Raw genomic sequence first — 24,001 nt, 5'->3', positions numbered from 1 at the left:
GCATCCAGAACCGCACCTATCCGGTGCGTGAAGCCTATGGTCTGGTCTGGTCCGCCGCCAACGACGAGCTGCCCTTTGCGCCCTTCCCCGGCGCCGAAACCGGCGACTGGTTTGCCCTCCGCCCCATGCCCGTCAATGCCGCGCCTGAAGACGTGCTCGACGCCCTTGCCACCCCAGATGCCGAACGCCTGCCCGGTCTCTCCATCCGCTCCGGCGACACGATCTGGTTCGTCCAGCCGGTCGATGCCAATCGCGCCGTCATCCGCGGCCTCGTAGCCGGCCAACCCGACCTCGCCATCCTGCGCCAGCACAATGAGGTCCTGACCAGGCTTCGCGACCGCCTCGAACGCGCCGCCGCCCGCAAGCCCACTCCCGAAGCCCTGCAACCGGTGTTCGAAAAGGTCTCGGCGGATCTGGCCACCATGCCCGAAATCGCCATTCCGCGCGGCAATACCATGCCGGTTGTGGTCAAGCGCAAATGGCAATCCGCCGATGGCGTCACCGGCTTCGAGCTGGCCGCGCGCGACGGCCACTTGCCCACCTTCCAGCCGGGCGCCCATATCGACCTGCACCTGCCCAATGGCCTGATCCGCCAATATTCGATCACCAATGGCCCCGGCGAATTGATGAGCTACGTCATCGGCGTCAAGGCCGAGAGTGCCAGCAAGGGCGGCTCGCAAATCCTCATCGATAGCGTGCGCGAAGGCGACGTCCTCGCCATTTCCGAGCCGCGCAACAATTTCCCGCTGCGCCGCGACGCCACCCGTACCGTGCTGATCGCCGGCGGCATCGGCATCACGCCCCTGCTTTCCATGGCCCGCTTCCTCGATAAATCCAGCCTGCCCTACGAGCTGCATTATTTCGTCCGCACGGGCGAGCAAGCTGCCTTCCGCGACCAGCTCGCAGCGCTCAGCGGCAAGGTCATCATCCACCAGGGCCTGCCCCGCGCCGAGATCGCTACCACCATCGCTACGACGCTCGGCACCTGGTCCCGCGCCCAGCATGTCTATGTCTGCGGCCCCTCCGCCATGCTTGAATCCGTCCGCACCACCGCCGCCGAACAGGGCTGGCCCGACGAAGCCATCCATTTCGAATATTTCAAGAACGACAAGATCATCGACGACAGCTCGAGCTTTGAAATCGAGCTGGCCCGCTCGGCCATGACGCTGCATGTTCCTGCGGGGCGCACCATTCTAGAGGTGATGCGCGACGCCGGCCTGACCGTCCCCTCTTCGTGCGAACAGGGCGCCTGCGGCACCTGCCTCACCGCGGTGATAGAGGGCGAGGTGGACCATCAGGACGTCTATCTCAACGACAGCGAGAAGGCCTCCAACACCTGCATGATGACCTGCGTCAGCCGGGCCAAGTCCGCGCGCCTCGTTCTGGATATCTGACCCATGACCATCACCCTTTACGACTTCGAACTCTCGGGCAATTGCTACAAGCTGCGCTTGCTGATGAGCATTTTGAAGCTGCGCTACGATATCGTGCCGGTCGATTTCTTTCCCGGCCGCCAGCACAAGGCCGACTGGTTCCTACAGCTCAATCCCTTCGGCCAGCTCCCCGTGCTTAGGGATGGCGAGCTGACCCTGTCCGATTCCGGCGCAATCCTCGCCTATCTCGCCAAGAAATATGACGAGACCGGCCGCTGGTTTCCCGATGATCCGGCCATCACTGCCGAAATGCTGCGCTGGCACGCCGTTGGCGACGACATCACCGCCACGGCCTCTGCTGCCCGCCTGGCGCTCGGTTTCGATTATGATTTCGATATCGAAAAAGCCCAGAAATCCGCCCACCGCATCTTCCGCATCATGGACGAACATCTGTGGTTCGGCGAACGCGAAGGCCGCGACTGGCTCTGCGCGCCGGCCCACCCCACCACCGCCGATATCGCCTGTTTTCCCTATGTGATGCTGAGCGAAGAAGGCGGCATTTCCCGCCAGGACTACCCGGCCCTGCGCCGCTGGACCGACCGCGTCCGCCGCATTCCCGGCTTCGTCGTCATGTCCGGCATTTTCCCCGCTGGTCGCGCGCTAGAGGGGGCTTCGCCGGCGCATAGCTCATTTCCGTAACCCCAATTGACAGAAACAGAATCCGGGCGCATGCACGATCCGTCGATGGCCCAGCCATTTTCACACGCGAGAAACCAGATGAACCCCGACAGTCGAAGTCGATCTTCGACCCCGCACACGGCCTTCTCGACCTGACAATATTGTCGGCTCGGTAGTCCGCGCGCGGTCTACCTTAGGAGCCTACCAAAATGCTGCGCGCATATCACAACGAAGCCGCACGGCTCGTGCAAAGCACCCTTCCGCTCGATCCCGCCGGTGTTGCCGGCCTGGTCTGGCTCGATCTTCTCCAGCCCACCGCCGAGGAAGATCGCCTCGTCGAGCAATTGCTGGGCATCGACATCCCCAGCCAGGCCGAGATGGAGGAAATCGAGCTTTCCGCCCGCCTCTATAGCGAGGATGGCGCCGAATTCATGACCATGACCGGCCTGCACAAGCTCGATAGCGATGAGCCGCAAAAGACCCCGATCACCTTCATCCTCAAGGGCGAGACGCTGGTCACCGTGCGCTATGCCGAGCCCAAGCCGTTCCTGGCCTTCACGCTGCGCGCGCAGAAATCCAAGAGCCTTGCCTGCGGCTCGGGCGAACAGGTGTTTCTGGGCCTGCTCGAGGCCATGATCGATCGCACTGCCGATGCGCTGGAACGCGTCGGCAACGAGATCGACCAGATCTCGCGCGACGTGTTCGGCAAGAAAAGCAGCACCGCCAAGCAATTGCAGCAGGATCTGCGCTCCATCATCGAGCGGATCGGCGCCAAGGCCGAATTGCTCACCATGGTGCAGGAAAGCCTGGTCAGCATTTCGCGGCTGATGGCCTTCCACATTGCGCCCAACGGCGACACGACACGGGCCGGACGCGACGCCCGTCAATTGGTCAAGCTAATCCAGCGCGACGCCGTTTCGCTGGGTGAACATGCACGCACCCTGTCGAGCAAGATCAATTTCCTGCTCGACGCGACGCTGGGCCTGATCAACCTCGAGCAGAACCAGATCATCAAGATCTTCTCGGTCGCCGCCGTGGTCTTCCTTCCGCCAACGCTGGTCGCATCCATCTACGGCATGAACTACGACATCATGCCCGAGCTGAAATGGGAATTCGGCTATCCCTTCGCCATCGCACTGATGATCCTCTCGGCGGTGCTGCCTTATCTGTATTTCAAGAAGCGCGGCTGGCTGTAAGGGGCCGGTACATTGTGGTTGGGTAGGTGGGCTAGCGGTGGTTACTGCCCCGATGCCTTCTTTCCCGCCACTTTCGTCACCAGCAATTGGTTGAGCCGCATCTTGTCGGCATCCACCACCTCGAACACGTATCCCGCCGCCTCGACCTTGTCGCCCTTGCGCGCCGCGCGGCGCAGCCGGTGGACGATGAAGCCGCCAATGGTCTCGTAGCTCGCCTCGGCCTCCAGATGCTTGATGCCCAGGGTGCGCGTTACGTCCACGAAGGGCGCCACGCCATCCACCAGCCAGCTGAGGTCATCGCGCTTGAGGATCGCCTGTTCCTCGAACGGATTGGCCAGCCCCTGCATCAGTGCGCCCATCAGATCCTTGAACGTCACCACGCCCACGACCAGTGCGTATTCGCTGACTACCAGCGCAAAGCCGGTGCTCTGCGCCTGGAACTCGGCCAGCACTTCCCACACATTGAGCGTATCCGGCACCGAGAGCACATCGCGCCGCGCCCTGGCGAAATCCACCTGCTCGGAGCGGTCCATGACCGTCGCCAGCACATCCTCGGCCCGCACGCAGCCGATCACCGCGTCGATGCCGCCATCGCAGATCGGGTAATGGGAAAACGGCCGCCGCCGCACCTTGTCCTGCTGCACTTCGAGCGGATCGCTGAGATCAAGATAAACGATGTCATCGCGAATGGTCATGATCGAAGTGACGCTGCGCAATTCGAGCGCCAGCACATTCTCGATCAGCCGATGCTCATTCTTCATCAGCACGCCAGACGCCGCTCCACCGGCCAGGATCATGCGGAAATCCTCGGCGGTCACCGCATCGGCCGGCACTTTGGGTTCGAGATTGAGCCGCCCGATCAGCCAATCCGACATCTTGCCGAAGAGCCACACCAAAGGCTTGAGCAGCCGCACCGCCAGCTCGGGAAACCACACCACCGAGAGCGCCACATCCTCGGGCACCAGCATGGCAATCCGCTTGGGCGTCAGATCGGCAAACAGCACGAACATGCCGGTGACGAGACAAAATGCCAGCACCGATCCGGCAATGCCAGCCGCGCCCATCGGCACCCCCAGCGCCAGCAGCCCCGCGCCGAATACCGGCCCCAGCGTGTCTTCGCCCAGCGTTCCCGCCAGGATCGACACCGCATTGGTCGCAATCTGCAGCGCCGTGATCACCTGGCCCGATTTGGCCCGCAGCGCCACGAACCGCAGCGCCTTGCTGTTGCCCGCCTCGGCCAGCGCCCGGATGCGGACCTCCCGCGCCGCCGCGAAAGCGATCTCGGATAGCGAAATAACCACACTGATCCCGATCAGCACCAGGATCAACACAACGCCAAGAATGGGATTCATCGCGACAACTGAACGCTCTATGACCGGGACGCCGTTCTAGCACGGCTCCGGGGACAAGCGAAATCGGGTCTATTTTCCCGTCCGCGATGTCACACCGGCGGATAGCGGTGCTCCTCGCCACGGAAATCGCGCACGGTGAAGCAGCCGTCTCCACCGGAGATACTGCTCGCCCCGATATCGGCTTTGCCGTGGCCGCCGGGGATGTCGAGGATGTAGGTGGGCTGGCAGAGGCCCGAAATCGTGCCGCGCAGGGCGGCGACGAGCTTTTGGCCGTCTTCGATCGATACCCGGAAATGACTGGTGCCGGGTGCCAGATCGGGGTGGTGCAGATAATAGGGCTTGATGCGGTTTTCGACGAACCCGCGCATCAGCGCCGCCAGCGTCGGCACGTCGTCATTGACGCCCTTGAGCAGCACCGATTGGCTGATCAGCACCACGCCGCTATCGGCCAAGCGCGCAATCGCCGCTCGTGCGGTCTCGGAAAACTCGCGGGGGTGATTGGCATGCACCGCCAGATAGGTCGTCTTGCCGCTGGCCTTGAGGGCGGAGATCAGCGCGTCATCGACCCGCTCCGGCTCCACTACCGGCACGCGGGTGTGAAAGCGCACGATTTTGAGGTGGTCGATGCCCTTGAGCCGTTCCATCATGTCGCGCAATCGCCGCGCCGACAGCACCAGCGGATCGCCGCCGGTCAGGATCACTTCCCAGATTTCGGGATGATCGGCGATGTAGGTGATGGCCGCGTCCATGGCCTCTGGCGTCAATGTGCCCAGCCCCTGCGGCCCCACCATTTCGCGCCGGAAGCAGAACCGGCAATAGACCGGGCAGACATGCACGGCCTTGAGCAGCACGCGGTCGGGATAGCGGTGCACGATTCCCTCGACCGGCGAATGGGCCAAGTCCCCGATCGGATCGGCCCGCTCCTCCGGGGTAGTGACCAGTTCGGCCAGCTGCGGCACGAATTGGCGCGCCATCGGGTCGGCCGGGTCGTTTCGGTCGATCAGACCGACCACGGCCGGCGTCAGCGCAATGGCATAGCGCTTGGCCACTGCCGCCAAGCCGTCGCGCTGCGCATGCGCAACCAATCCGGCTGCCACCAGATCATCCGCACTCTTCAAACTGGCCTTGCCGGCACCCATCAAAAATCTCTCATTCCACCACCGGCGCCCACAGCACCATATCGATCCGCGGCGCACCCGTCGCCAGCATGACGACGCGATCAAACCCCAGCGCCACGCCGCTGGCCTCGGGCATCAGGTCCAGCGCCTTGAGGAAATCCTCGTCGAGTGGATAGCGCTCCCCATAGATGCGGTACTTTTCATCCATCTCGGCGGCAAATCTGCGGCGCTGCTCGCCCGCATCGGTCAATTCGCCAAAGCCATTGGCCAATTCCACCCCACAGGCATAAAGCTCGAACCGCTCGCTGACCCGCATGTCATCCGCCGCACGCCGCGCCAGCGCCGCTTCGGCCGACGGGTAGCGATCGAGGACGGTCGCTCGGCCCAGTCCCAGATTGGGCTCAACCTTTTCCACCAGCACCCGGCTGAACAGATAGCTCCAGCTACGATCGTCCGGCACATCGAGGCCCACCGCCAGCATCGCTGATGCCAGCGCCTCGCCAACGGTATTGCCCGCCGCGTCCATGGTCGCGAACAGATCAATGCCCGCATAGCGTTCAAAGGCCTGCACGACGCTCAGCCGTTCCGCCTCGGCAAAGGGATCGCATTCCCGGCCTTTGTAGCGCAGCATCTTGCTGCCTACAGCTTCAGTGGCCAACTTAAGCATATTGAGGCAATCGGCGATGACAGCCCCATAGTCCTCCCCGGCCCGATACCATTCGAGCATGGTGAATTCGGGATGGTGCAGCGCACTGCGCTCCCGATTGCGCCAGACGTGGCCAAGGCTCGCAATCCGGGTCTCCCCCGCCGCCAGCAGCTTTTTCATGGTGAATTCGGGCGAGGTGTGGAGAAACAGCGTCTCCCCGACGCCGTCATTGCCGATGGCGGTGGTGGCAAAGGCATGCAGGTGGGTTTCATTCCCCGGCGAGCGTTGCAGCCCCGGTGGATCCACCATGAGGAAGTCATTGGCAGCCAGGTAGGACCGCAACGCCGCGTCGATCTTATTGCGGCCCAGCAGCAACGGCCGCCGGTCGGCATGAACCTGGGGCGTCCACCAGGGCGAAGCCGGGGGAGAAAACGGGGCGGAAGACAATCGATCGGCTCTTTCTCGGCTCGGGTCTGGCGGTTTGGCCGGAATTATTGTATCGGGCAGCACCAAAGAAAAATATCAGCGCGCCCGGCCCGGCTCCATTGCCGCTCCTCTAGGCCGCCGCCACCGCTTGAACAAGGAAGAATTGATGGTCAAGGTCATCGCCTCATCGCTCCGCAAGGGCAATGTCGTCGAACAGGACGGCAATCTGCATGTCATCCTGACGGCGGAAAACGTCCACCCCGGCAAGGGCAACTCGATCACCAACGTCAACATGCGCCGCATTTCCGATGGCGTGAAGGTCGTCGGCCGCTGGCGCACCGTTGAAATGGTCGAGAAGGCCGATGTCGATGATCGTGAATATGATTATCTCTATTCGGACGGCGAAGGCCACCACTTCATGGAGCCCGCCACCTATGAGCAGATCACCGTCGCCGACGATGTGATCGGCGATCAGCGCGCCTATCTCACCGATGGCATGAAGGTTCACCTCAAGACCTTCGAGGGCGTGGCCCTGTCGATGGAACTGCCGCAGCGCCTGACATTCGAGATCGTCGAGACCGAGCCCGTGGTCAAAGGCCAGACGGCGTCCTCGTCCTATAAGCCCGCCGTGCTCAACAATGGCCTCAAGGTCATGGTGCCGCCCCATATCGGCGTCGGCACCCGCATCGTCATCCTCACCGACGACAATTCCTATGTCGAACGTGCCAAGGATTGATCCTGGCGAACAGACGAATATGAGCGGGCCCTGCGGGGCCCGTTTTCATTTCTCGCCCAGCTCGCGGGCGGCCTGATACCAATGGGTCTCGGCCCGATTGGGCGGCGTGCCTTCGGCCAGCCATTTGTCATAGGCGATCTGGCGCAGATGCATTTCCTTGGCGCGCAGCCAATAGTCAAAGCTTCGCCCGGCCGGTCGCCCGTCATTCTCCCACAGGAAATATGCGGTCCGTCTGACCGTCTCGGCCAGAGCCGTGTTCTTATGCATGATGCCCGCCATGCGCCCCTGATCATTCGGACGCTGCTCGGCAACGGGCGGGCGGGGCCGAGGTTCCCCCTTTCCCCATGCGCAAAAACATTTGATCGCTGGCCTGCATGCCAACCGCCGCTTATCATCGGCTAGCCTTTCCAACCGGCGAGCCGCATCGATGACCGCCTCTATCTACCCGGCCGATTTCTACGACAATCGCCGCGCCCACACCGCCCATGCCGCCGCCAGGCTGCTCGCCGCGTTGCCCAAGCACCTGGCGCGCAGCTCGGTTGCCGATATCGGCTGCGGCACCGGCACCTTTCTCGCCGCGGCCTTGGCCGATGGTGCGGCGGAAGTATTCGGCATGGAAGGCAATTGGGTCACTCGGGATATGCTGGACGATCCGCGCATCGTCTTTGCCGCGCAGGACCTGGAGCAAAACTTCACCGGCCCGCGGGTCGATCTGGCCATGTCGCTCGAAGTGGCCGAGCATCTGAGTCCCGCGCGCGCCGCCGGCTTTGTCGCCGATCTCGTGACGCTCGCCCCGGCAATCCTGTTCAGCGCCGCGATCCCCGGCCAGGGCGGCGTTGGGCACAGCAATGAGCAATGGCCGAGCTATTGGGCTGGCCTCTTCGCGGCTCATGGTTATCGACCATTCGATGTGCTCCGGCCGCAGATCTGGACCGACGACGCCATTCCCGCCTGGTATCGGCAGAATGTCGTGCTTTATCTGGACGCAGCGACCGCCACGCAGCTCGGCCTGACCCCGCATGATGCGGGCGCACTTGACAAGGTGCATCCGGCGTTCTGGAACCGCGCCAATCGCGAACTCAAATATGCCAATGCGCTGCCGGAATCCGAGGTGCTGCGGCGGCAGGCGCAGCAGGCCCAGCAATAGCTCAGCGCGCTGCCCAGAGCAGCCCGCGCTTAAGGATGGTCCGCACCTGCGGGATGTCCAGCTCATCGGCGGTATGCCCCAGCGAGGAATAGAATACCCGGCCCGCGCCGTGACTGGTGGTGAACACGACCGGCATCACCACATCCTTGCGCCAGGGGTCGAACTCGCCGGAGAAGGTGGTGGTGGCCAGCACTTCAACCGCCGGATCGTAGTTGAGGTAATATTGCTCCGAAGTGTGCTCGAAGCTGTCGATCCCCGCCATGATGGGGTGATCGCTGCGGCTTATATCGACGCGATAGGTGATGATATTGCCTGGATGGGACACCCAATAGCAGCTCGCCGCATAGCGGAATGGCACGCTGTCGCGAAAGCTCGTGGCCAGCCCCATGTGATAACCAGCCAGCCCCGTCCCCGCACGTATCGCGGTGACGAGATTGGCCATCTTCTCGCGCGGCAATTGTCCATCGGTGATCACCGGCACGACCAGATCATTCTCGCCGACATCGGCGGCACCCAGCGCGTCATAGTCGTGCGTCACCAATACCGAAAAGCCCGCGGCTTCCAGCAGTTCGCGCACCACATGGGCGCCGCGCTCGGGCGTGTGCAATTCCATGCCGCCCCAAACGACGAGTGCTTTTTTGTCGCTCACAATCCCAACCCCACAGCCTTGGTGCGATGTACGCCCTTGGGCAAGAAGGCAAAACTATCGGCAATACCCAGCAGGTCCGCCGCCAGATGCACAACCGATAACCACATCTCGGTGCCCTGCAGGCCCGGTTGCTGCCCATCGGCAAAGGCAAAGCCCTCGCCGGCCACCCAGCGCTGCTCGGCTCGCTCGATCACCGCGCGAGCGATGGCCTCGGCGTCGGGTCGGCGATAATCGGTCTGCCGGAGGCAGAGCAGCAGCGGGTGAATGGTGTCGAGCAGGTTGCAGGCGGTGTAGGTTGGGCCGGAAAAGCCACCATAACTGCGATAGTTCAGCAGTACGGAATCGATGGCTCGCTCGGCCTGCGGCACCGGCAGGCCGAACTGCGCATAGGTGCCCCGCGTCAGCCGGTAGAAGCCGTTGACCGGCTGCAGCAGGCCTTCGGCCGCCGTGGGCGAGCCCCATAGCCCCGTGCCGCGATCCTGGTGCAGGGCGAGCCAGCCGAACAGCGTTTCCCGCGTCCGTCCCCTGCTGAAATAGCGGGCGTTGAAATAGAGCGCCGTGCCGATGGCATCCACCGCCGAACCAGCGCTCCAGGCGCGGTCCCGCCAGGTCAGTCCGTCGAGCCAGTCGCACAGCTCATTGGCGCTCAAATCCTCGACCGCGGCGATGCGATGCAGCGGCTGGCCGCCCAACACCTCAATGGCATAGCCCACCGACAGCACATTATAGAGCGCCAGTCCGTCGTCGCGCATGGCCTGCCCTGGTGCGGGAGGTCGATGCGGATCGGGGAAGAGGCCAGTCACCGGGTCCTGCAAGGCCTGCAACTCAGCCAGCGTCGCCGCTGGATCAAGGCCCTCGGGCAATTCGCCAAACCCGGCGGCGATCTCGATAGCGTCATTGCGGTGCCGGGCACTGCGCCGCGCCTGCCCATCAGCCTCGCGCGATACATATTCGCCGTTCTCACGGTGTCGCGCCAGAATCTGTGGCCACTGCACCTTGGCGGCTGCACCCAGTCGCCCGAGCGCGGCCACCGCATCGCTGCGACTGGTTTTCCCCTGCCCGCGATAGCGAACGACCTTGGCCGGCACGCCGCCAACAATGGCCATGGTTGGTACGTTTTTGCTGACCACGGCCCCCGCCGCGATCACCGCGCCCTTGCCGACGGTGACGCCATCAAGCACCACCGCATTGGCGCCGATCCACACGTCGTCCTCGATTGTGATGCCAAGCGTCTCGTGCTTTTGCGTATAGATCGGCACGCTGGGATCGTCGAACCCGTGGTTGAAACCGACGATCGAGACATGGCTGGCAATGCGCACGCCGTTGCCGCAGCGCACCTTGCCCGAAATCATCGCATAGGGATTGACCGTACTATGCGCGCCAAATTCCACATCGCCCCGCACCAGGGCATGGCCGGCGATCCAGCTGTGTTCGCCCAGGACCAGGTGGGTGGTAAAGATCGCTGCGTCCGCTGCCACATAGGCCGTTGGCGCAAAGCTCGCGCCGGCCACCTCAGCCAGATGCGCCAACCGCGCCCGATGTTCGGGCGCATCGATTTCCGCCGGGGTGCGATCCCAGGTCAGGAATTGCAACCTCGCCTCGCGGTCTGGGTCGTAATCATCAGATGGTTTGACGGATTGCAAAGTCATTTATGTCCTACCGGCCTATCTAGGCCAACCGCTCCAACGCCTCCGGCGCCACCGCAAATTCCAGCGGCACACCGGCAACAAATCGCTCGATTTCCTCGATTGCCATCTGCCCCAGCCGCAGCCGCTCGGTGCCCACGGCGCCCGCCACATGGGGGGTCAGGAACACATTGGGCAGATCATAGAACGGGGAACCGTCGCTGGGAATCTCGGGATCGGTCACATCGATCACCGCATGAATGCGCCCGGTGCGCAATTCGGCAATTAGCGCTGCCTCGTCGATCAACGCGCCGCGCGCCGTGTTGATGAAGGCTGCGCCGTCCTTCATCAGCTTGAGCTGGCGAGCGCCGATCATTGCCCGTGTCGAGGGCAAGGATGGGGCGTGGATGCTCACCACGTCCGAACGCGCCATCAGGGTGTCGAGGTCGACTAATTCCACGCTTTTGGCAATCGGGTCGCTGGCGCTGACAAAGGGGTCGCTCAACAGCACGGTGAAATCGAAGCCTTCGAGGAACTTGGCCACGCGCCGCCCGATGCGCGACGCCCCCACCAGCCCGATGGTGCGGTGATAATTGCCGATCGGCTGGTCCATCACCGCATAGGTCGAGCGCCGGCTGTGATCGGCGCGGTAGAGATCGCGCAGTTCGAAGACGCGCTTATTGGCGTAGATGATCGAGGCCAGGGTGAATTCGGCCACCGGCACCGCATTGGCATCGGCCGCATGCGTTACGACGATGCCCGCTTCGTAGACTGCGGGGTCCAGGGTGAATTTCACCGTTCCGGCTGCATGGGCAATCAGCTTCAGATTGGGTGCTGCCGTCACCACTGCCGCACTCACCACCGGGCACCCCCAGCCCGTCACCAGGATGTCGATCTGCCCCAATATGGCTCTTGCCTCGGGGCTGGAAAATTCCTCCAGCGGCTCGGCCTGCACGATGTCGCAGGTCTGGGCCAATCGGGCCAGCGCCTGCTCGTCGAACACATATCTTGTCTTGTCCGCCGCCAGGGCGAAGGCGAGTTTTGGCCGCATCAGAACCGCTCCGCCACCTGGATGGCACTGACTTCGACGCCCTCCTCGCGGATCAGTGCCTCAAGCACGCCCAGATCGGGCGCTTCCGGCACCTTGTCGAGCGAGGCTTCTGCCGCCGCCCCCGCTGGCAGGGCCAGAGCCGCCGTGATCAGAACCGTGGTGCCCGCCGGGATGTCCCCCCGCAATTGCGGCACCAGCGTCTTGGCGACAATCAGATTGGTATTGGGCAGGGCCTTGAGCACTCGCGCCTCGCGTTGCCCGCCGAGATCAACAATCGCGCTGATATCGCTCTGGCTGCGCGCCACCGCTCGCCCATTCCCCTCGCTCAGTTTATCCGCGTTGAGATCAGCCCGCCCAATGGCAAAGCCGCCTTCGGTGCCATGCAGCGCCCGTGGCGTCGTGATCCGATGCACCCGCACATGCCAATCCCCCTGCGGGATCAACCAGGTTTCAACGCTCACATCGCTCCACGGCTTCCACACGGCAAACAGCGTGTCCCCGGCAATCTGGGCCACTTCATTGCTCTCACGCACCCGGTAATGCCGGCCATCGTCGCTCAGCCCCAGCATGCCGTCGAAGGCACCAGCATTATAGGCCCGCTCATCGCTCTCGACCGAAAAGCCGTAGCGCGAGGAATAGACGAATTTGGCATATTTCTCGGCGCCCCAGCGCATCTGCCAGTTCTGCTGCCCGCTCGACAGGGCCACCACATTGCCCGCCGTATGCTGCATCACCATGCCCGGATGCTTGAGCGGCACCGGCTCGCTCGGCGTCACCGCCGGCGTTTCCTCCGCCGTCCAGAACGGATGGTCGGCCGGCAAAGCCAGCGGCAGAAATGCCTTGAGCGCCCAATAGGGCGACCCCGCCGAATTGTAATTCTCGCTCATGATCAGATTGGGATAGCCATAACCCACCGAGAGCACACCATCGCGATTGGCGATGGGCTGGTGGCTCCACCAGCGCAAATGGCGCATGAACTGCCCCTTGATCTCACCCCAGGGCAAAGCCTCAAGATCGGCAAAGGCCAAGGCCCCCCAAAAGCCGCCACAGGCAAAGCGATAGGTCAGGCTGCGCCCGAACGCCAGCGTGCCGCCATCCTCATCGAACCAGTGCCGGATATCCTTGGCAAACAGCCCGGCCCGCTCGCGATAGGCGGCCGCGCGCTTGTCGTCATTCCTAGCGAGCTTGGCGTAGATCAGCCCGTAAAAATGCATGGCAAAGGGGATGTAATGGTCCACCCGGCGCACATTGCCGTCGCGATACCAGCCATCGCCGAGATAGAAACCGTCCAGCTCTTCGAGATATTTCTCGGTCAGCGAGCGATCGAACTCGACCCCGCATTCCTCCAGTCCCAGATCGACCAGGATGCGGAAGAACTTCCAGTTATTGTCAGCGTAATCAAACGTGCGCGCATGCTTGAGATAGGCCGCCAGATTATCCTTGGCCTTTTGCGGCAGCGGCTCCCACACCAGATGCGGCAGCAGTCGCAGCGTGAAACCAATTGCTGCCAGCTCCACCATGCGCTGGTCGGTGGAATTGACCTGCCCCCAATATTCGGGATGCTCGGGATCGGTGCCATTGGCCAGCCCGCGCCGATAGAGTTCCCAATGATCGAACTCCGCTCCGCCGGCCGCCAGCGGCGTCAGCCCCCAGAGCGGCCGCGCAAAGCCTTCAAGGTCCGCCGCCGCCCGGTCGAAATGCGCGGCGCCGCCGTCGAGCCGCACCCGCGCCCCGCCCTCGGAAAAATACGGCAGCAGCGGATTGAACAGGTCGCGCAACCCCTTCTCGACATCTTCCCGCGTGTTGAGCGGATTGCCATAAAGCGGATTGGCTGTGGCTGGATCATAAGTCATTTATGCATAAGTCCTGGTCACGGACGCGTCTTCATAAGCGCCCTTCAAATCCAATGTTTCGGCAAAGTGGCAGGCCGCTTCCTGGGCCGTGCCATTAATCTTGCGCAGCGCCGGCTTTTCAGTGCGGCAGCGATCCTGGGCATATTTGCAGCGGGTGTGGAACGGGCAGCCGACGGGCCGGTTGCCGAGATAGGGAATTTCCCCGCGCACTTCGGTTTTCCGCCCCTTGCGCCGCGTCGGATCGGCAATGGGCAAGGCTTCCAGCAGCACTTCGGTGTAGGGATGGCGCGGCCGCTCGAACAGCATTTCGGTGGGCGCATTTTCCACCACATGGCCCAGATACATCACCACCACCCGGTCGGCGATATAGTTGACCACCCCCAGATCATGGCTGATGAAAATATAGGTCAGCCCGAACTCGGCCTTGAGGTCTTCCAACAGGTTCAGCACCTGCGCCTGGATCGATACGTCCAGCGCCGACACCGCCTCATCGGCGATCACCAGTTTTGGGTCCAACACCAGCGCCCGGGCAATGCCGATACGCTGCCGCTGCCCACCGGAGAATGCATGCGGATAGCGCCCCACCGCATCGGCCGGAATACCGACCTTGGCCAGCGTCGACACCACCCGGTCTTCCAGCTCGCGCCCCTTGCACACTTTATGGATGCGCAACGGCTCGGCCACGATATCGAACACCCGCATATTGGGGTTGAGCGAGCTCATCGGGTCCTGAAAGATCATGCGGATATCCTGCCGCCACGGCTTGATCTGCCGTTTGGTCAGCGATGTCAGCTCCACATCGCCGCCCGCTTTGGGGTGATAGACCACCCGCCCGGCGCTCGAGGGCTGCGCATTGATGATGCAGCGCCCCAGCGTGGTCTTGCCACACCCGCTCTCGCCCACAATGGCCAGGGTCTCCCCCGCCTCGACAGTGAGATTGATATCGGTGAGCGCATCCAACTGCCGCATCGGTGCGAAGAGCCCGGATTTGACCGTGAAGTGCTTTGACAGGTTCTCGACACTCAACAGCGTGCTCATGCCGGCACCTCCGCCTTGGCCCGGGTCAGCAGGTGACACCGTGCATGATGGTTGGCGCCCACCGCCGTCCGCTCCGGCGTCACCGTGGAGCAAGGCTCAAAGGCATAGGGGCAGCGGCTGGTAAAAGCGCAGCCTTGCGGCCGATCCTTGGGCGAAGGCACCGTGCCCTTGATCGGCGCGAGCCGCACCCGGTCGGCCTTGCGCGCCATTTTGGGAATGGAGCTCATCAGCGCCTGCGTATAGGGGTGCTGGGGCGCAGCGAACACGTCATAGACGCTGCCCTGCTCCACCACGTCGCCCAGATACATCACCGCCACTTCGTCGGCGATCTCGGCTACCACCCCCAGATCATGGGTGATGAACAGCATAGCCATGCCGTAATCGGCCTGCAATTGCCGCAGCAGGTCGAGGATCTGCGCCTGCGTCGTCACATCCAGCGCCGTGGTCGGCTCATCGGCGATCAACAGGTTGGGCGTGCAAGCCAGAGCCATGGCGATCATGGCTCGCTGCCGCAATCCGCCCGACAGCTGGAACGGATAGGTATCCGCCCGCTCCCGTGCGCCGGGAATGCCCACCTGATCGAGCAGGGTCACAGTGCGCTCGCGCGCCTGCTTGGGCTTGAGCCCTTCATGGATCACCATCATCTCGTCGATCTGGTCGCCAATCGTATGCACCGGCGACAGCGAGCTCATCGGCTCCTGAAAGATCATCGAGATATGATTGCCGCGCACCGCCCGCATGGCGGTGCTGTCCGGCTTGAGCGCGGCCAGGTCCACCCGCGCGCCCCCCGGCTCGTCAAACAGAATCCGGCCGCTGCCGATCTTGGCGTTCTTGTCGAGCAATCGCAAAATCGCTCGCGCCGTCACCGACTTGCCGCACCCGCTTTCACCCACCAGGCACAGCGTCTTGCCCGGCGTCAGCGTCAGGTCCACCTGCCGCACGGCCTCGATATCGGGCTCGTCGGGCGAGGAGAAGCTGATCGACATATTCTCGATTTTCAGCAGTGGCTTATCGGCCATGGGGGTCTGCAGCATCGCGCAATCCATCTCCGAAGAAATTGAGGGAAAGAATGACAATCACTACGCACAGCCCCGGCACCAGCAGCCAGGGCGCACTAGCAAGGGTGCGGATATTCTGGGCGTCCTGCAGCAGCGTGCCCCAGCTGACGATCGGCGCCTGCAGGCCAAGTCCGAGGAAGGACAAAGCCGTCTCCGCCAGGATCATCCCCGGCACGGCCAAAGTTGCCGCCGCAATGATATGGCTCATGAAACTGGGCACCATATGCCGGGTGATGATGCGCCAGTCGCTGGCCCCATCAAGCTGCGCCGCCGTCACGAAATCCTCGGTCCGCAAACTGAGGAACCGTCCGCGTACGACACGCGCCAGCTCCGTCCAGCCGATCAGCGACAGGATCAGGGTAATGGCGAAATAGGTCTGCAAGGCCGACCAGTCTTTCGGCAGCGCCGCCGCCAGCCCCAGCCAGAGCGGAATAGTGGGCATGGAGCGGATGAACTCGATCACCCGCATCACCGCACTATCGAACCAGCCGCCATAATAGCCCGAGAACCCGCCGATAATGATGCCGAAGAACAGGCTGAGCGTCACGCCAGCCAGGCCGATCGACAGCGAAATCCGCGTGCCATGGATCAACCGGCTCAACAGGTCCCGCCCCAGCCGATCCGCCCCCAAAACATAAAGCGGCGCCCGCGGCTCGGTCACGCCAAACAGCTTGACCGACATCGGGATGATACCGGCCAGCATGTAGGGCTTGGACGGCACGAAGAATTCGACCGGAATTTTGGTTTCGTTGTCGATAACGAAGGTGCGGCGCATCGCCTTGGGGTCGATTTCGCTCTTATAGCCGTTGACGTAGGGCCCGAACGACCAGGAGCCATCCTCGTTGGTCGAGAAGAACTGAATGCCCTGCGGCGGCGCATAGGTGTAGCGGGGATTGTACTGGGCCGGATCGAACGGCGCGAGGAGCTCGGCCAGCAGCGCCACCAGGTAAAAGGCCAGGATGATCCACAGGCTCACTAGCGCCAGCTTGTGTTGCCGGAACCGGCGCCACATCAGGGCAAACTGGCTCTCGCGCTTGGCCTTGTTGATCCCGATGGTTTCGGCAATATCGGTCATGGTATCCACCGCCATCTATTTGCTCCCATAGCGAATGCGCGGGTCGATCCAGGCCAGGATCAGGTCGGAGATCAGTGTGCCGATCACCGTCAATATGCCCAGCAGCATGATGATCGCCCCGGCTAGATACATGTCCTGGGAGGTCAGCGAGCGCAGCAGCAGCGGCCCGGCCGTCGGCAGGTTCAGCACCACGGACACGATCACCGAGCTCGACACCAAAGCCGGCAGCAGCCAGCCAATGGTCGAGACCAGCGGATTGAGCGCCACTCGCACGGGATATTTCAGAATTGCCCGCATTTCCGAGAGCCCTTTGGCCCGCGCCGTGGTGACATAGGGCTTTTTGAGCTCATCGAGCAGATTGGCACGCAGGATGCGGATCAGCTCGGCCGTCCCCGCCGTCGACAGCACCAGGATCGGCGCCCAGGCATGGCTTAAAAAGTCCCAGATGCGTTCAATGCTCCAGCGGGCATTCTCCATACCGGGCGAAAACAGCCCGCCAATGGTTTCCCCGAACCAGACGAAGCTGAGATACATCAGGATCAGCGCGAAGAAGAAATTGGGAATGGCCAGGCCAATGAACCCGCCAATGGTCGCCAGATAATCGCCCAGCGAATATTTGCGCACGGCCGCATAGATGCCGATGGGCAAAGCCACCAGCCACATCACGACAACGGCCAGCCCTTCGAGCAGGATTGAATTGCCCAGCCGCCCCCAGATCAGGGAGGTCACCGGCGCCTTCCATTCAAAACTTTGCCCGAAATCGCCACGCAGCACGATGCCGGTGACCCATTTCCAGTATTGGACGAGATAGGGTTCCCCGAAGCCATATTGCTGGCGCAGTGCGTCGATCGCGGCCGGGTCGACCCGGTCTCCATTGGCGCTCAGCGTGGCCACATAGGTGGTCAGATAATCGCCCGGCGGCAGCTGAATGATGGCAAAGGCCACAAAGCTCACCGCCCACATGGTCAAGACCATCGCAATCAGCCGGCCCGTCACGAAACGCAGCATTTTAGCGTCTCCTAAAAACTGAACTCACAGTCGACAGCGTCCTTGCGCGGAGATGCCGCCCGGTGGGTGCGGTGGCCGCGTGCCACCGCACCTGAATTCCAGCCCCCGCAGCTGTCGCCAGCCGCGAGGGTGGGGGAGGGAGTGCTATTCAGCGGCGAAGTACCACTGGAATGGATCGTAGGGTGCAGGGGTGGGGAACAGGTAAGCCTGGAACATGGTCTGCGGGATGTTCCGCATATTGTTCTTGGCAATGTAGTAGGTGTTGCCGGGCAGGCTGACGCCGATCACCGGGAAGTTCTCCTGCCCGATGGTCAGGATCTGCTTCATCAGATCGGTGCGCTTTGCCGGATCGCCTTCACCGCGCAACTGGTTGTAAAGGTCCATTTGCTGCTTGGCCCACGGCGCCGGTTCTTCGGCGATATCCGGAGTCGTGCCATTGAACCAAGCCTGCCAACGGAACGCCCATACGGATTCGGGGCTGTTAGCCATGTAGTAGCGCGGCTCCTGCACCACATCGAGGCCGCCGTCGCCGCCCCAGACCTGGGCGTCATAGTCGCCGATCGGCCGCTTGTCATAATAGAGTGTGCGGTCGATATTATTGATTTCGAGCTTGATCCCTGCGGCTTCAAGCTGCAGCTGAATTAGTTCCAGCATGTCGGGCCATTCGGGACGAAGCGAGGCAATGGTGTCGATCGTGACCACCAATGGCGAGCCGTCTGCGAAGGTGTACATGCCGTCAGCGCCCTTGACCAAGCCGGCCGCTTCGAGATGTTGCGCCGCTAAGGCCGGATCGAATTCGGTATACTGCTTGGCATAAGTCTCATTGTAGAACGGGGACTCCGGACGCGGCGCCACCTGGAAAGGCTCGCCTTGACCAGTGAACACCACATCGATGATTTCCGCGCGATCGATGGCATGCGAAATGCCGATGCGGAAATCCTTGTTCTGGAACAGCTCGCGGCGTTTGGCGTCGATGTGGTTGAGGTTGAACTGGATAACCATCGTGTTGGACGAGGACTGGATTTCCTCACCCATGCGGTAGTCGCCCGCTTCCTGCCCATCAAAGAATAGCGGCTGATTGGCGACCGTAGAGATATGGCGGTCCTGGAAATCGATCTGACCGTTAAGTGCCAGCAGCGTCAGCTCTTCCACTGAATCTGACACCCGCATTTCGAGGTTGTCGATATAGGGCAGCTGGTTCCCCTCGGTATCGACCTTCCAATAATAGGGATTGCGCTCAAAGGTGACGCGGGTGGCGCTGCCGGTCAGGGGCTCCTTCACCATCCAGGCGTTCATGAACGGCAGGTCCGGGTTGGCCCAGCGGATGGTTTCCGTGGCCCAGGCACAGCGATTGAGCATCATGGCTTCCCAGGTATCGAACCCGGCGGCCTTGGCTTCTTCAGCGGCTTTCGGATTGATCGGCGGGTAGAACTGTCCGCAATAATCCTTGCTCAGCGACACTATGGTGAGCCCGTTGACGCTGGCCAATTCATCCATCAGTACGCCATTGGGCTTTTCAAAGATGAATTTGAACGTCGTCTCGTCGACCACTTCCAGCTCGACGGGATTATTGGGATTGCGCAGGAAGCCGCCCGGTCCGACATAGGTCGGCTCCTTGTGCAACTGCACGGCAAATTCGATATCGGCGGTGGTAAACGGCTTGCCGTTATTCCACTTGAGCCCTTCGCGCAGCTTGAACGTATAGGTTTTCGCGTCTTCGCTGACTTCCCAACTCTCGGCCAGATTGGGAATGATCTCTTTCCATTCGCGGTCGTAGCGCACCAACCCGTCATAGGCGACGGTGCGGGCGATCCAGGCATTATCCAGCCCGCCGCGTAGCGCTGAGCGCCAGGTGCCGCCATAGGTGCCGACGCTGTCTACCGGCTCCACCACCAGCGGATTGGTCGGCAGGCGCTCGGCGACCGGCGGCAATTCACCGCTTTCCACCAACGCATCCAGAATTGGCGATTGCTGTTGGGCCAGCGCCGGGGCCGCTGCGGCCAGCAGGGCTGCCAGGGCGACAGCCCCCGCGAGGCCACGGCCGGGCCGCTTAAAGGTTCGATGAACCAGGACGTCTTGTTTCATTGTGGTCCTCCCTTGCCCGGAGCTTGTGCGCCGGGTCATTCCTCCACGAATGGGCGACGATGAGTTGCCGCCCCACAGGATGCAAAACGTGCCTCCTGCACCTCAATGCCTCGACGCGCGCCTCAGATGGGCGTGATATCGAGCGCAATTTCTCCTTGCGCTGCCCTTCCGCGGGCAGCGAACAGCACACGGGTCAGATCGACCGATGGCGCATATTGTTTTTCGACACCGGCATGATGCTCGGTACTGACCTCGACCTGGCTGGCGTCAAACCGGACTTTCACCCCGCCATCGGCCCCGCCGATCCGCACTTCCCCGGCGCCGATATCCACCGCGAGCGGGGTCACCAGCACCGATTGAAAAGCGCCGCCCTCCCCACCGAAAACGAAACGGTCGGTGAGCGCGATCCGTCCGCCCGGCTCATGCCGGTCAAACGACACGCTGCGCTGCAATTGGCATAAGCCCGCTTCAGCCGGATAGGCCGCGGCCATATCCAGCGCCAGCTCATCGCGGTCGGCCCCATTGCTGTGGCTCAGCACCTCGGCGGCGCGCTCGGCGCCCTCGGCCTGCTCGAAGCCATTGACCACCGGCACCGAATGGCCGCGCGACGAGGTCATGATATTGGCGTAGCGCTCGGGCCCAAAATAGGCCTTGGAATAACGCCCCCGCCCCGGATCGGTCAGCACCACCTTGCCGCCCTGCACGACGATCAGCGAACCGACATCGTTCTGGTTGTGCATCTCGTCATTATGTCCACCCTTGATGGCGAGCCGCAGCGATTTGGGATCGGTGGGATCAAGCCGGGAGATCATCCAGCCCATATCGGCGAACCAGTCATGAGGAGTCCCGCCAAAAGCCACAGCCTTGTCCGGCAGCGGCCAGGCATATTGGCGCAGCGGCCAGACGAACTGGTTGAACATTTCCACGCCAAAGTCATTGCGCGTGCCCAATTCGGTCAGCGCCGGCAGATCGAGGTTCTTGGCCAGATAGGACAATAGCCCAGGATGGAAACTGGGATTGCTGTCGGAATCTGAAAAGCTCGCCCACACCCCCTGCGTCAACACCGTCCGCACCGGGAATTGCGCAATCTCGCGCACCAGCGGCAAGTCCAGCAGATCGATCTGCCCGCCCGTCCGCTCTGCCAGCAAATGCGCCAACACCACATAATTGCCAAAGCCATAGGACCAGTAATCCGGCCCCTCGGACGAGCCACCCTGGCTGTCGAACGTGTCCAGATAGTCCGCAAGGCTACGCAGCCCGCGCGTGATGATTTCGGCCAGCCGATCGAGATCCGTCTCGAAATAACACGCCGCACCAACCACACCGGCCACGCACACGGCGGTCCAGTTATTGACCTGCTTGGCTGGCGTCGTATGCAGCCACCAATGATCATTGCGCTCAAGGAAGGGCGCAATTATGCGCCGGTTAGTCTCGCTGCGAATGCGCGCCCGCAACTCCGGCGAGAGCTTGTCGCCCAGCAGATAATCGGCCTCGGCCAGATCAAGCCCGCTCATCGCCGCCGCCAGATCAACCGTCGGCCGATCGGGAAAATCCAGCGTCCGCGCATGCGCCGGCCAGGCCCAATTGGTCTCTTCCAGCCGCGCCCACAGCAGGTTCTCTGCCGCCGCGACGAATTCACCGCTTTGCTCCAGCCATTCGGCGAGCGTCAGCCGATAGAGCATATTGCGCCGCGCGCGCTGGGCATCTTCATAGCCCTCGCGCCGCCCATTGCGCTGATATTCAAGATAAAGTTCGGCCGGCAGTGCCGGAATGTCAGCACCAATGTCAGCACGGGCGCTTTCGAGCAAAGCCTCGATGGCCTGCGACCCCACCTGCGCCCGAATTTCGGCAGCATCACGAGAAAACGGCGCAAAAGCAGCCGCGCCGTCGAGCGTCAGGCGAACATGTTTGACGTTCCAGCGCCGCAAATCCAAGCCGCCCTCCTGCATACTCAACCCGGACATCCGCCGCTCAACGCGCTCTTTTGCCGTCCAGTTCAACGAGGGCCACGCTATTTCACAAGATTTGCAAAATCAAGCACTTTGCGCAAATAGCGCAAATTACGCAAATTTGTTCATTTTTCGTCGAAAACCCAAAGGGATGGCCCGGTGCCAGTGTGGAAAACCCGTACCGGGCACCCAAAAGCTGATGATGAATTTTGAAGTCAGAACGCTGATTTAGATCGAGAACACAGTCTCGCCAGCCACCATGCTAACGCCGGTTTCCACCTGCAGCACGGCCCGCTCGCCATCCATATGCTGCACCAGCAGCCGCACGGCCGAGCGCCCAATCGCCTCGCGATCCACCCGTATCGTGCTCAGCCGCGGCGTCGCCATGCCGGCAATCGGCAGGTCGTCAAACCCGATGATCGAGAACCCCTCGACCAGCGGGCTATCGGCAGCGTAGAGCCCTTCGAGCATCTCCACCGCCGCAATATCGTTCCAACTGAACACAGCCGTCACGTCATGCACACCGGCCAGCACATCGGCCAAAAGCTGCTCGGTCCGGCACTCCGCGCCATAAACGACCGTCCCGGTCACACCCGGATTTGCCGCAATCGCTGCCTGAAAGCCGCGCTGCCGCTGTAGCAATGTCGGCCGGCTCTTTTGCCCATAATGCAAGATGCGCCTATGCCCGGCATCGATTAGCCGCTGCGTCGCCATGAAGGCGCCGTAGAAATTGGCCGGAGCCGCGCCACTGACCTGCATTTTGGGGTCCGCACCATTGACCAGCACCACCGAACTATCGGTCTCATCGGCCCATTGCACCAGCCCATCCCAGGCGTCGATCCCCGCCAGCAACACGCCTTCTGCATCGGTCTGGGCCATCTGTTTCTTGATCAGATCGAGCGTCACCACCGCTTCATTGACCAGCCGCACATCGAGCACCATGCCCATTTCGGCGGCCTGCGCCCGCATGCCTTCGAGAATCCCGAAATAGAACCCCGATAGCCCGCTCGTCGCGCTCCCCAGCGGCACCAGTGCCACCGCGCGCTTATCGCCGGCGGCTTGGCCATTGGTATGCTTACTCTTGTAGCCCAGCGCCCGCGCCATGCGCTGCACATCGCGCCGCACTGCGTCGCTAATGCCGATTTCATTGGCCAGCGCGCGCGATACCGTGCTCACCGAAACACCAAGGCGCTCGGCTATGTCTGACTGGTTTGCGCGCCGCTGCAGGGCCACTTCGCGATTCCGATGAGCAGGATTGCCTATCTACGCAATATTTGCGTTTTTTGAGCAATGCAAGCCCTGACGGCAATTTAGGCCGCTAGAGTCACAGAGTTCCGCCTTTGTAGGACACTAGCGGCGTCACATCCGGCGTTGCACTGAAGTCCACCACCCGGCCCAGAATGATCGCCGTGCCAAACCGCTCGATCACTTCCTCCACCCGGCAATCGATCACCCCCGCCGCCCCTTCCAGCGCTGGCGCCCCTGTCGCGAGCCTGCCCCAGTGCCCCAATTGAAACCGATCGGCGCCCTTGAGCTCACCCTTGCCGCCAAACGGTCCGGCAAGGTCCGCCTGCCCACTCGCCAGATAATTGATGGCAAAATGCCCGGCATCGAGAATGGTCTGCAACGCCGAGGTTTTCTTGTCGACCGAGATCATCATCAGCGGCGGCTCGGCCGACAAATGCGTTGCCGACAGCGCCAGAAACCCGCGCGGACCATCCCCCGCCTCGGCGGTAACAATGGCAGTGCCCACCGCCCGCAGGCCCACTGCCTGCCAGAATGTACGAACATCAATGACCCGTTCGGGCGCGGCAGCATCAGACATAGAAAAACTCTCGGCAGGGAAACTCAAAGGCAGACCAGTCAATGGTACCCGCCCATCCCCACCTGCCCAACGAAGTTTTTCTTCCCGCCGCCGCGCCGCGCCAGAAGGCGCAA

The 24,001-nt window shown here is 62.4% G+C and carries 21 protein-coding genes; 5 read left to right on the top strand and 16 right to left on the bottom strand.

The genetic code is table 11. From position 1 onward, the window contains the following. The 3 genes from ACI3KW_RS16120 to corA form a co-directional block, all read left to right on the top strand. A partial coding sequence (locus tag ACI3KW_RS16120; RefSeq protein WP_404848905.1) for a PDR/VanB family oxidoreductase occupies positions 1 to 1,394 on the top strand: 1,394 nt, incomplete at its 5' end. A 3-nt stretch (positions 1,395 to 1,397) separates the two neighbouring features. After that, positions 1,398 to 2,072: a glutathione S-transferase family protein gene (locus ACI3KW_RS16115; protein WP_404848904.1), complete on the top strand. Its 675-nt coding sequence runs from the start codon at positions 1,398 to 1,400 to the stop codon at positions 2,070 to 2,072. Between the two features lie 188 nt (positions 2,073 to 2,260). After that, complete coding sequence (gene corA, locus ACI3KW_RS16110) at positions 2,261 to 3,247, top strand: magnesium/cobalt transporter CorA (protein ID WP_404848903.1); 987 nt, start codon at positions 2,261 to 2,263, stop codon at positions 3,245 to 3,247. A 41-nt stretch (positions 3,248 to 3,288) separates the two neighbouring features. On the opposite strand, the gene ACI3KW_RS16105 is transcribed toward corA, so the two are convergent. The 3 genes from ACI3KW_RS16105 to epmA form a co-directional block, all read right to left on the bottom strand. Further along, positions 3,289 to 4,599, bottom strand: a complete 1,311-nt coding sequence (locus tag ACI3KW_RS16105; RefSeq protein ID WP_404848902.1) for a hemolysin family protein — start codon at positions 4,597 to 4,599, stop codon at positions 3,289 to 3,291. Positions 4,600 to 4,688: 89 nt separating this feature from the next. Further along, the gene (locus tag ACI3KW_RS16100; RefSeq protein WP_404848901.1) at positions 4,689 to 5,738 is read right to left on the bottom strand and encodes a lysine-2,3-aminomutase-like protein; all 1,050 of its coding nucleotides are present in this window, start codon (positions 5,736 to 5,738) and stop codon (positions 4,689 to 4,691) included. 10 nt (positions 5,739 to 5,748) lie between these two features. Further along, on the bottom strand, positions 5,749 to 6,810 hold the full coding sequence (epmA, locus tag ACI3KW_RS16095; protein WP_404848900.1) for an EF-P lysine aminoacylase EpmA: 1,062 nt from the start codon (positions 6,808 to 6,810) through the stop codon (positions 5,749 to 5,751). A 145-nt stretch (positions 6,811 to 6,955) separates the two neighbouring features. Between epmA and efp the strand changes: the two genes are divergently transcribed. Continuing rightward, on the top strand, positions 6,956 to 7,525 hold the full coding sequence (gene efp / locus ACI3KW_RS16090; protein ID WP_262171986.1) for an elongation factor P: 570 nt from the start codon (positions 6,956 to 6,958) through the stop codon (positions 7,523 to 7,525). A gap of 45 nt (positions 7,526 to 7,570) precedes the next feature. On the opposite strand, the gene ACI3KW_RS16085 is transcribed toward efp, so the two are convergent. Further along, on the bottom strand, positions 7,571 to 7,792 hold the full coding sequence (locus ACI3KW_RS16085) for a DUF2934 domain-containing protein (RefSeq protein WP_404848899.1): 222 nt from the start codon (positions 7,790 to 7,792) through the stop codon (positions 7,571 to 7,573). A gap of 160 nt (positions 7,793 to 7,952) precedes the next feature. Here ACI3KW_RS16085 and ACI3KW_RS16080 point away from each other — a divergent pair, with 160 nt between their 5' ends. After that, entirely contained in the window at positions 7,953 to 8,672 is a 720-nt protein-coding gene (locus ACI3KW_RS16080) for a class I SAM-dependent methyltransferase (protein WP_404848898.1), read from the top strand. Between the two features lies 1 nt (position 8,673). On the opposite strand, the gene ACI3KW_RS16075 is transcribed toward ACI3KW_RS16080, so the two are convergent. From ACI3KW_RS16075 to ACI3KW_RS16020, 12 genes are all read right to left on the bottom strand, one after another. Beyond that, positions 8,674 to 9,321: a ThuA domain-containing protein gene (locus ACI3KW_RS16075; protein WP_404848897.1), complete on the bottom strand. Its 648-nt coding sequence runs from the start codon at positions 9,319 to 9,321 to the stop codon at positions 8,674 to 8,676. After that, complete coding sequence (locus tag ACI3KW_RS16070; protein ID WP_404848896.1) at positions 9,318 to 10,970, bottom strand: acyltransferase; 1,653 nt, start codon at positions 10,968 to 10,970, stop codon at positions 9,318 to 9,320. The genes ACI3KW_RS16075 and ACI3KW_RS16070 overlap by 4 nt, the downstream gene beginning before the upstream one ends. 19 nt (positions 10,971 to 10,989) lie before the next feature. After that, positions 10,990 to 12,000: a hydroxyacid dehydrogenase gene (locus ACI3KW_RS16065; protein ID WP_404848916.1), complete on the bottom strand. Its 1,011-nt coding sequence runs from the start codon at positions 11,998 to 12,000 to the stop codon at positions 10,990 to 10,992. Continuing rightward, positions 11,997 to 13,850, bottom strand: a complete 1,854-nt coding sequence (locus ACI3KW_RS16060; protein ID WP_404848895.1) for a DUF2264 domain-containing protein — start codon at positions 13,848 to 13,850, stop codon at positions 11,997 to 11,999. The genes ACI3KW_RS16065 and ACI3KW_RS16060 overlap by 4 nt, the downstream gene beginning before the upstream one ends. Continuing rightward, positions 13,851 to 14,888 carry an ABC transporter ATP-binding protein gene (locus ACI3KW_RS16055; protein WP_404848894.1) on the bottom strand — a complete coding sequence of 346 codons (1,038 nt, stop codon included), beginning with the start codon at positions 14,886 to 14,888 and terminating at the stop codon, positions 13,851 to 13,853. Beyond that, positions 14,885 to 15,907: an ABC transporter ATP-binding protein gene (locus ACI3KW_RS16050; RefSeq protein ID WP_404848915.1), complete on the bottom strand. Its 1,023-nt coding sequence runs from the start codon at positions 15,905 to 15,907 to the stop codon at positions 14,885 to 14,887. The genes ACI3KW_RS16055 and ACI3KW_RS16050 overlap by 4 nt, the downstream gene beginning before the upstream one ends. Then, on the bottom strand, positions 15,897 to 17,021 hold the full coding sequence (locus ACI3KW_RS16045) for an ABC transporter permease (protein WP_404848914.1): 1,125 nt from the start codon (positions 17,019 to 17,021) through the stop codon (positions 15,897 to 15,899). Before ACI3KW_RS16045 ends, ACI3KW_RS16050 begins: the two co-directional genes overlap by 11 nt. Before the next feature lie 15 nt (positions 17,022 to 17,036). After that, positions 17,037 to 18,029, bottom strand: a complete 993-nt coding sequence (locus tag ACI3KW_RS16040) for an ABC transporter permease (RefSeq protein ID WP_404848893.1) — start codon at positions 18,027 to 18,029, stop codon at positions 17,037 to 17,039. 144 nt (positions 18,030 to 18,173) lie between these two features. Beyond that, positions 18,174 to 20,114: an ABC transporter substrate-binding protein gene (locus tag ACI3KW_RS16035; protein WP_262166071.1), complete on the bottom strand. Its 1,941-nt coding sequence runs from the start codon at positions 20,112 to 20,114 to the stop codon at positions 18,174 to 18,176. A 122-nt stretch (positions 20,115 to 20,236) separates the two neighbouring features. Beyond that, on the bottom strand, positions 20,237 to 22,048 hold the full coding sequence (locus ACI3KW_RS16030) for a heparinase II/III family protein (protein WP_404848892.1): 1,812 nt from the start codon (positions 22,046 to 22,048) through the stop codon (positions 20,237 to 20,239). Between the two features lie 243 nt (positions 22,049 to 22,291). After that, positions 22,292 to 23,296, bottom strand: a complete 1,005-nt coding sequence (locus ACI3KW_RS16025; RefSeq protein WP_404848891.1) for a LacI family DNA-binding transcriptional regulator — start codon at positions 23,294 to 23,296, stop codon at positions 22,292 to 22,294. Positions 23,297 to 23,387: 91 nt separating this feature from the next. Next, positions 23,388 to 23,888 (bottom strand): flavin reductase family protein, encoded by a 501-nt coding sequence (locus ACI3KW_RS16020; protein WP_404848890.1) that lies wholly within the window; start codon positions 23,886 to 23,888, stop codon positions 23,388 to 23,390. Between the last annotated feature and the right edge of the window lie 113 nt (positions 23,889 to 24,001).

Origin of the sequence: Devosia sp. ZW T5_3 (genome assembly GCF_044987315.1) — a bacterium.
Taxonomy (GTDB): domain Bacteria; phylum Pseudomonadota; class Alphaproteobacteria; order Rhizobiales; family Devosiaceae; genus Devosia.
The sequence above is the reverse complement of the archived record's forward strand: the minus strand, read 5'-3'. Positions and strand labels throughout refer to the sequence as shown.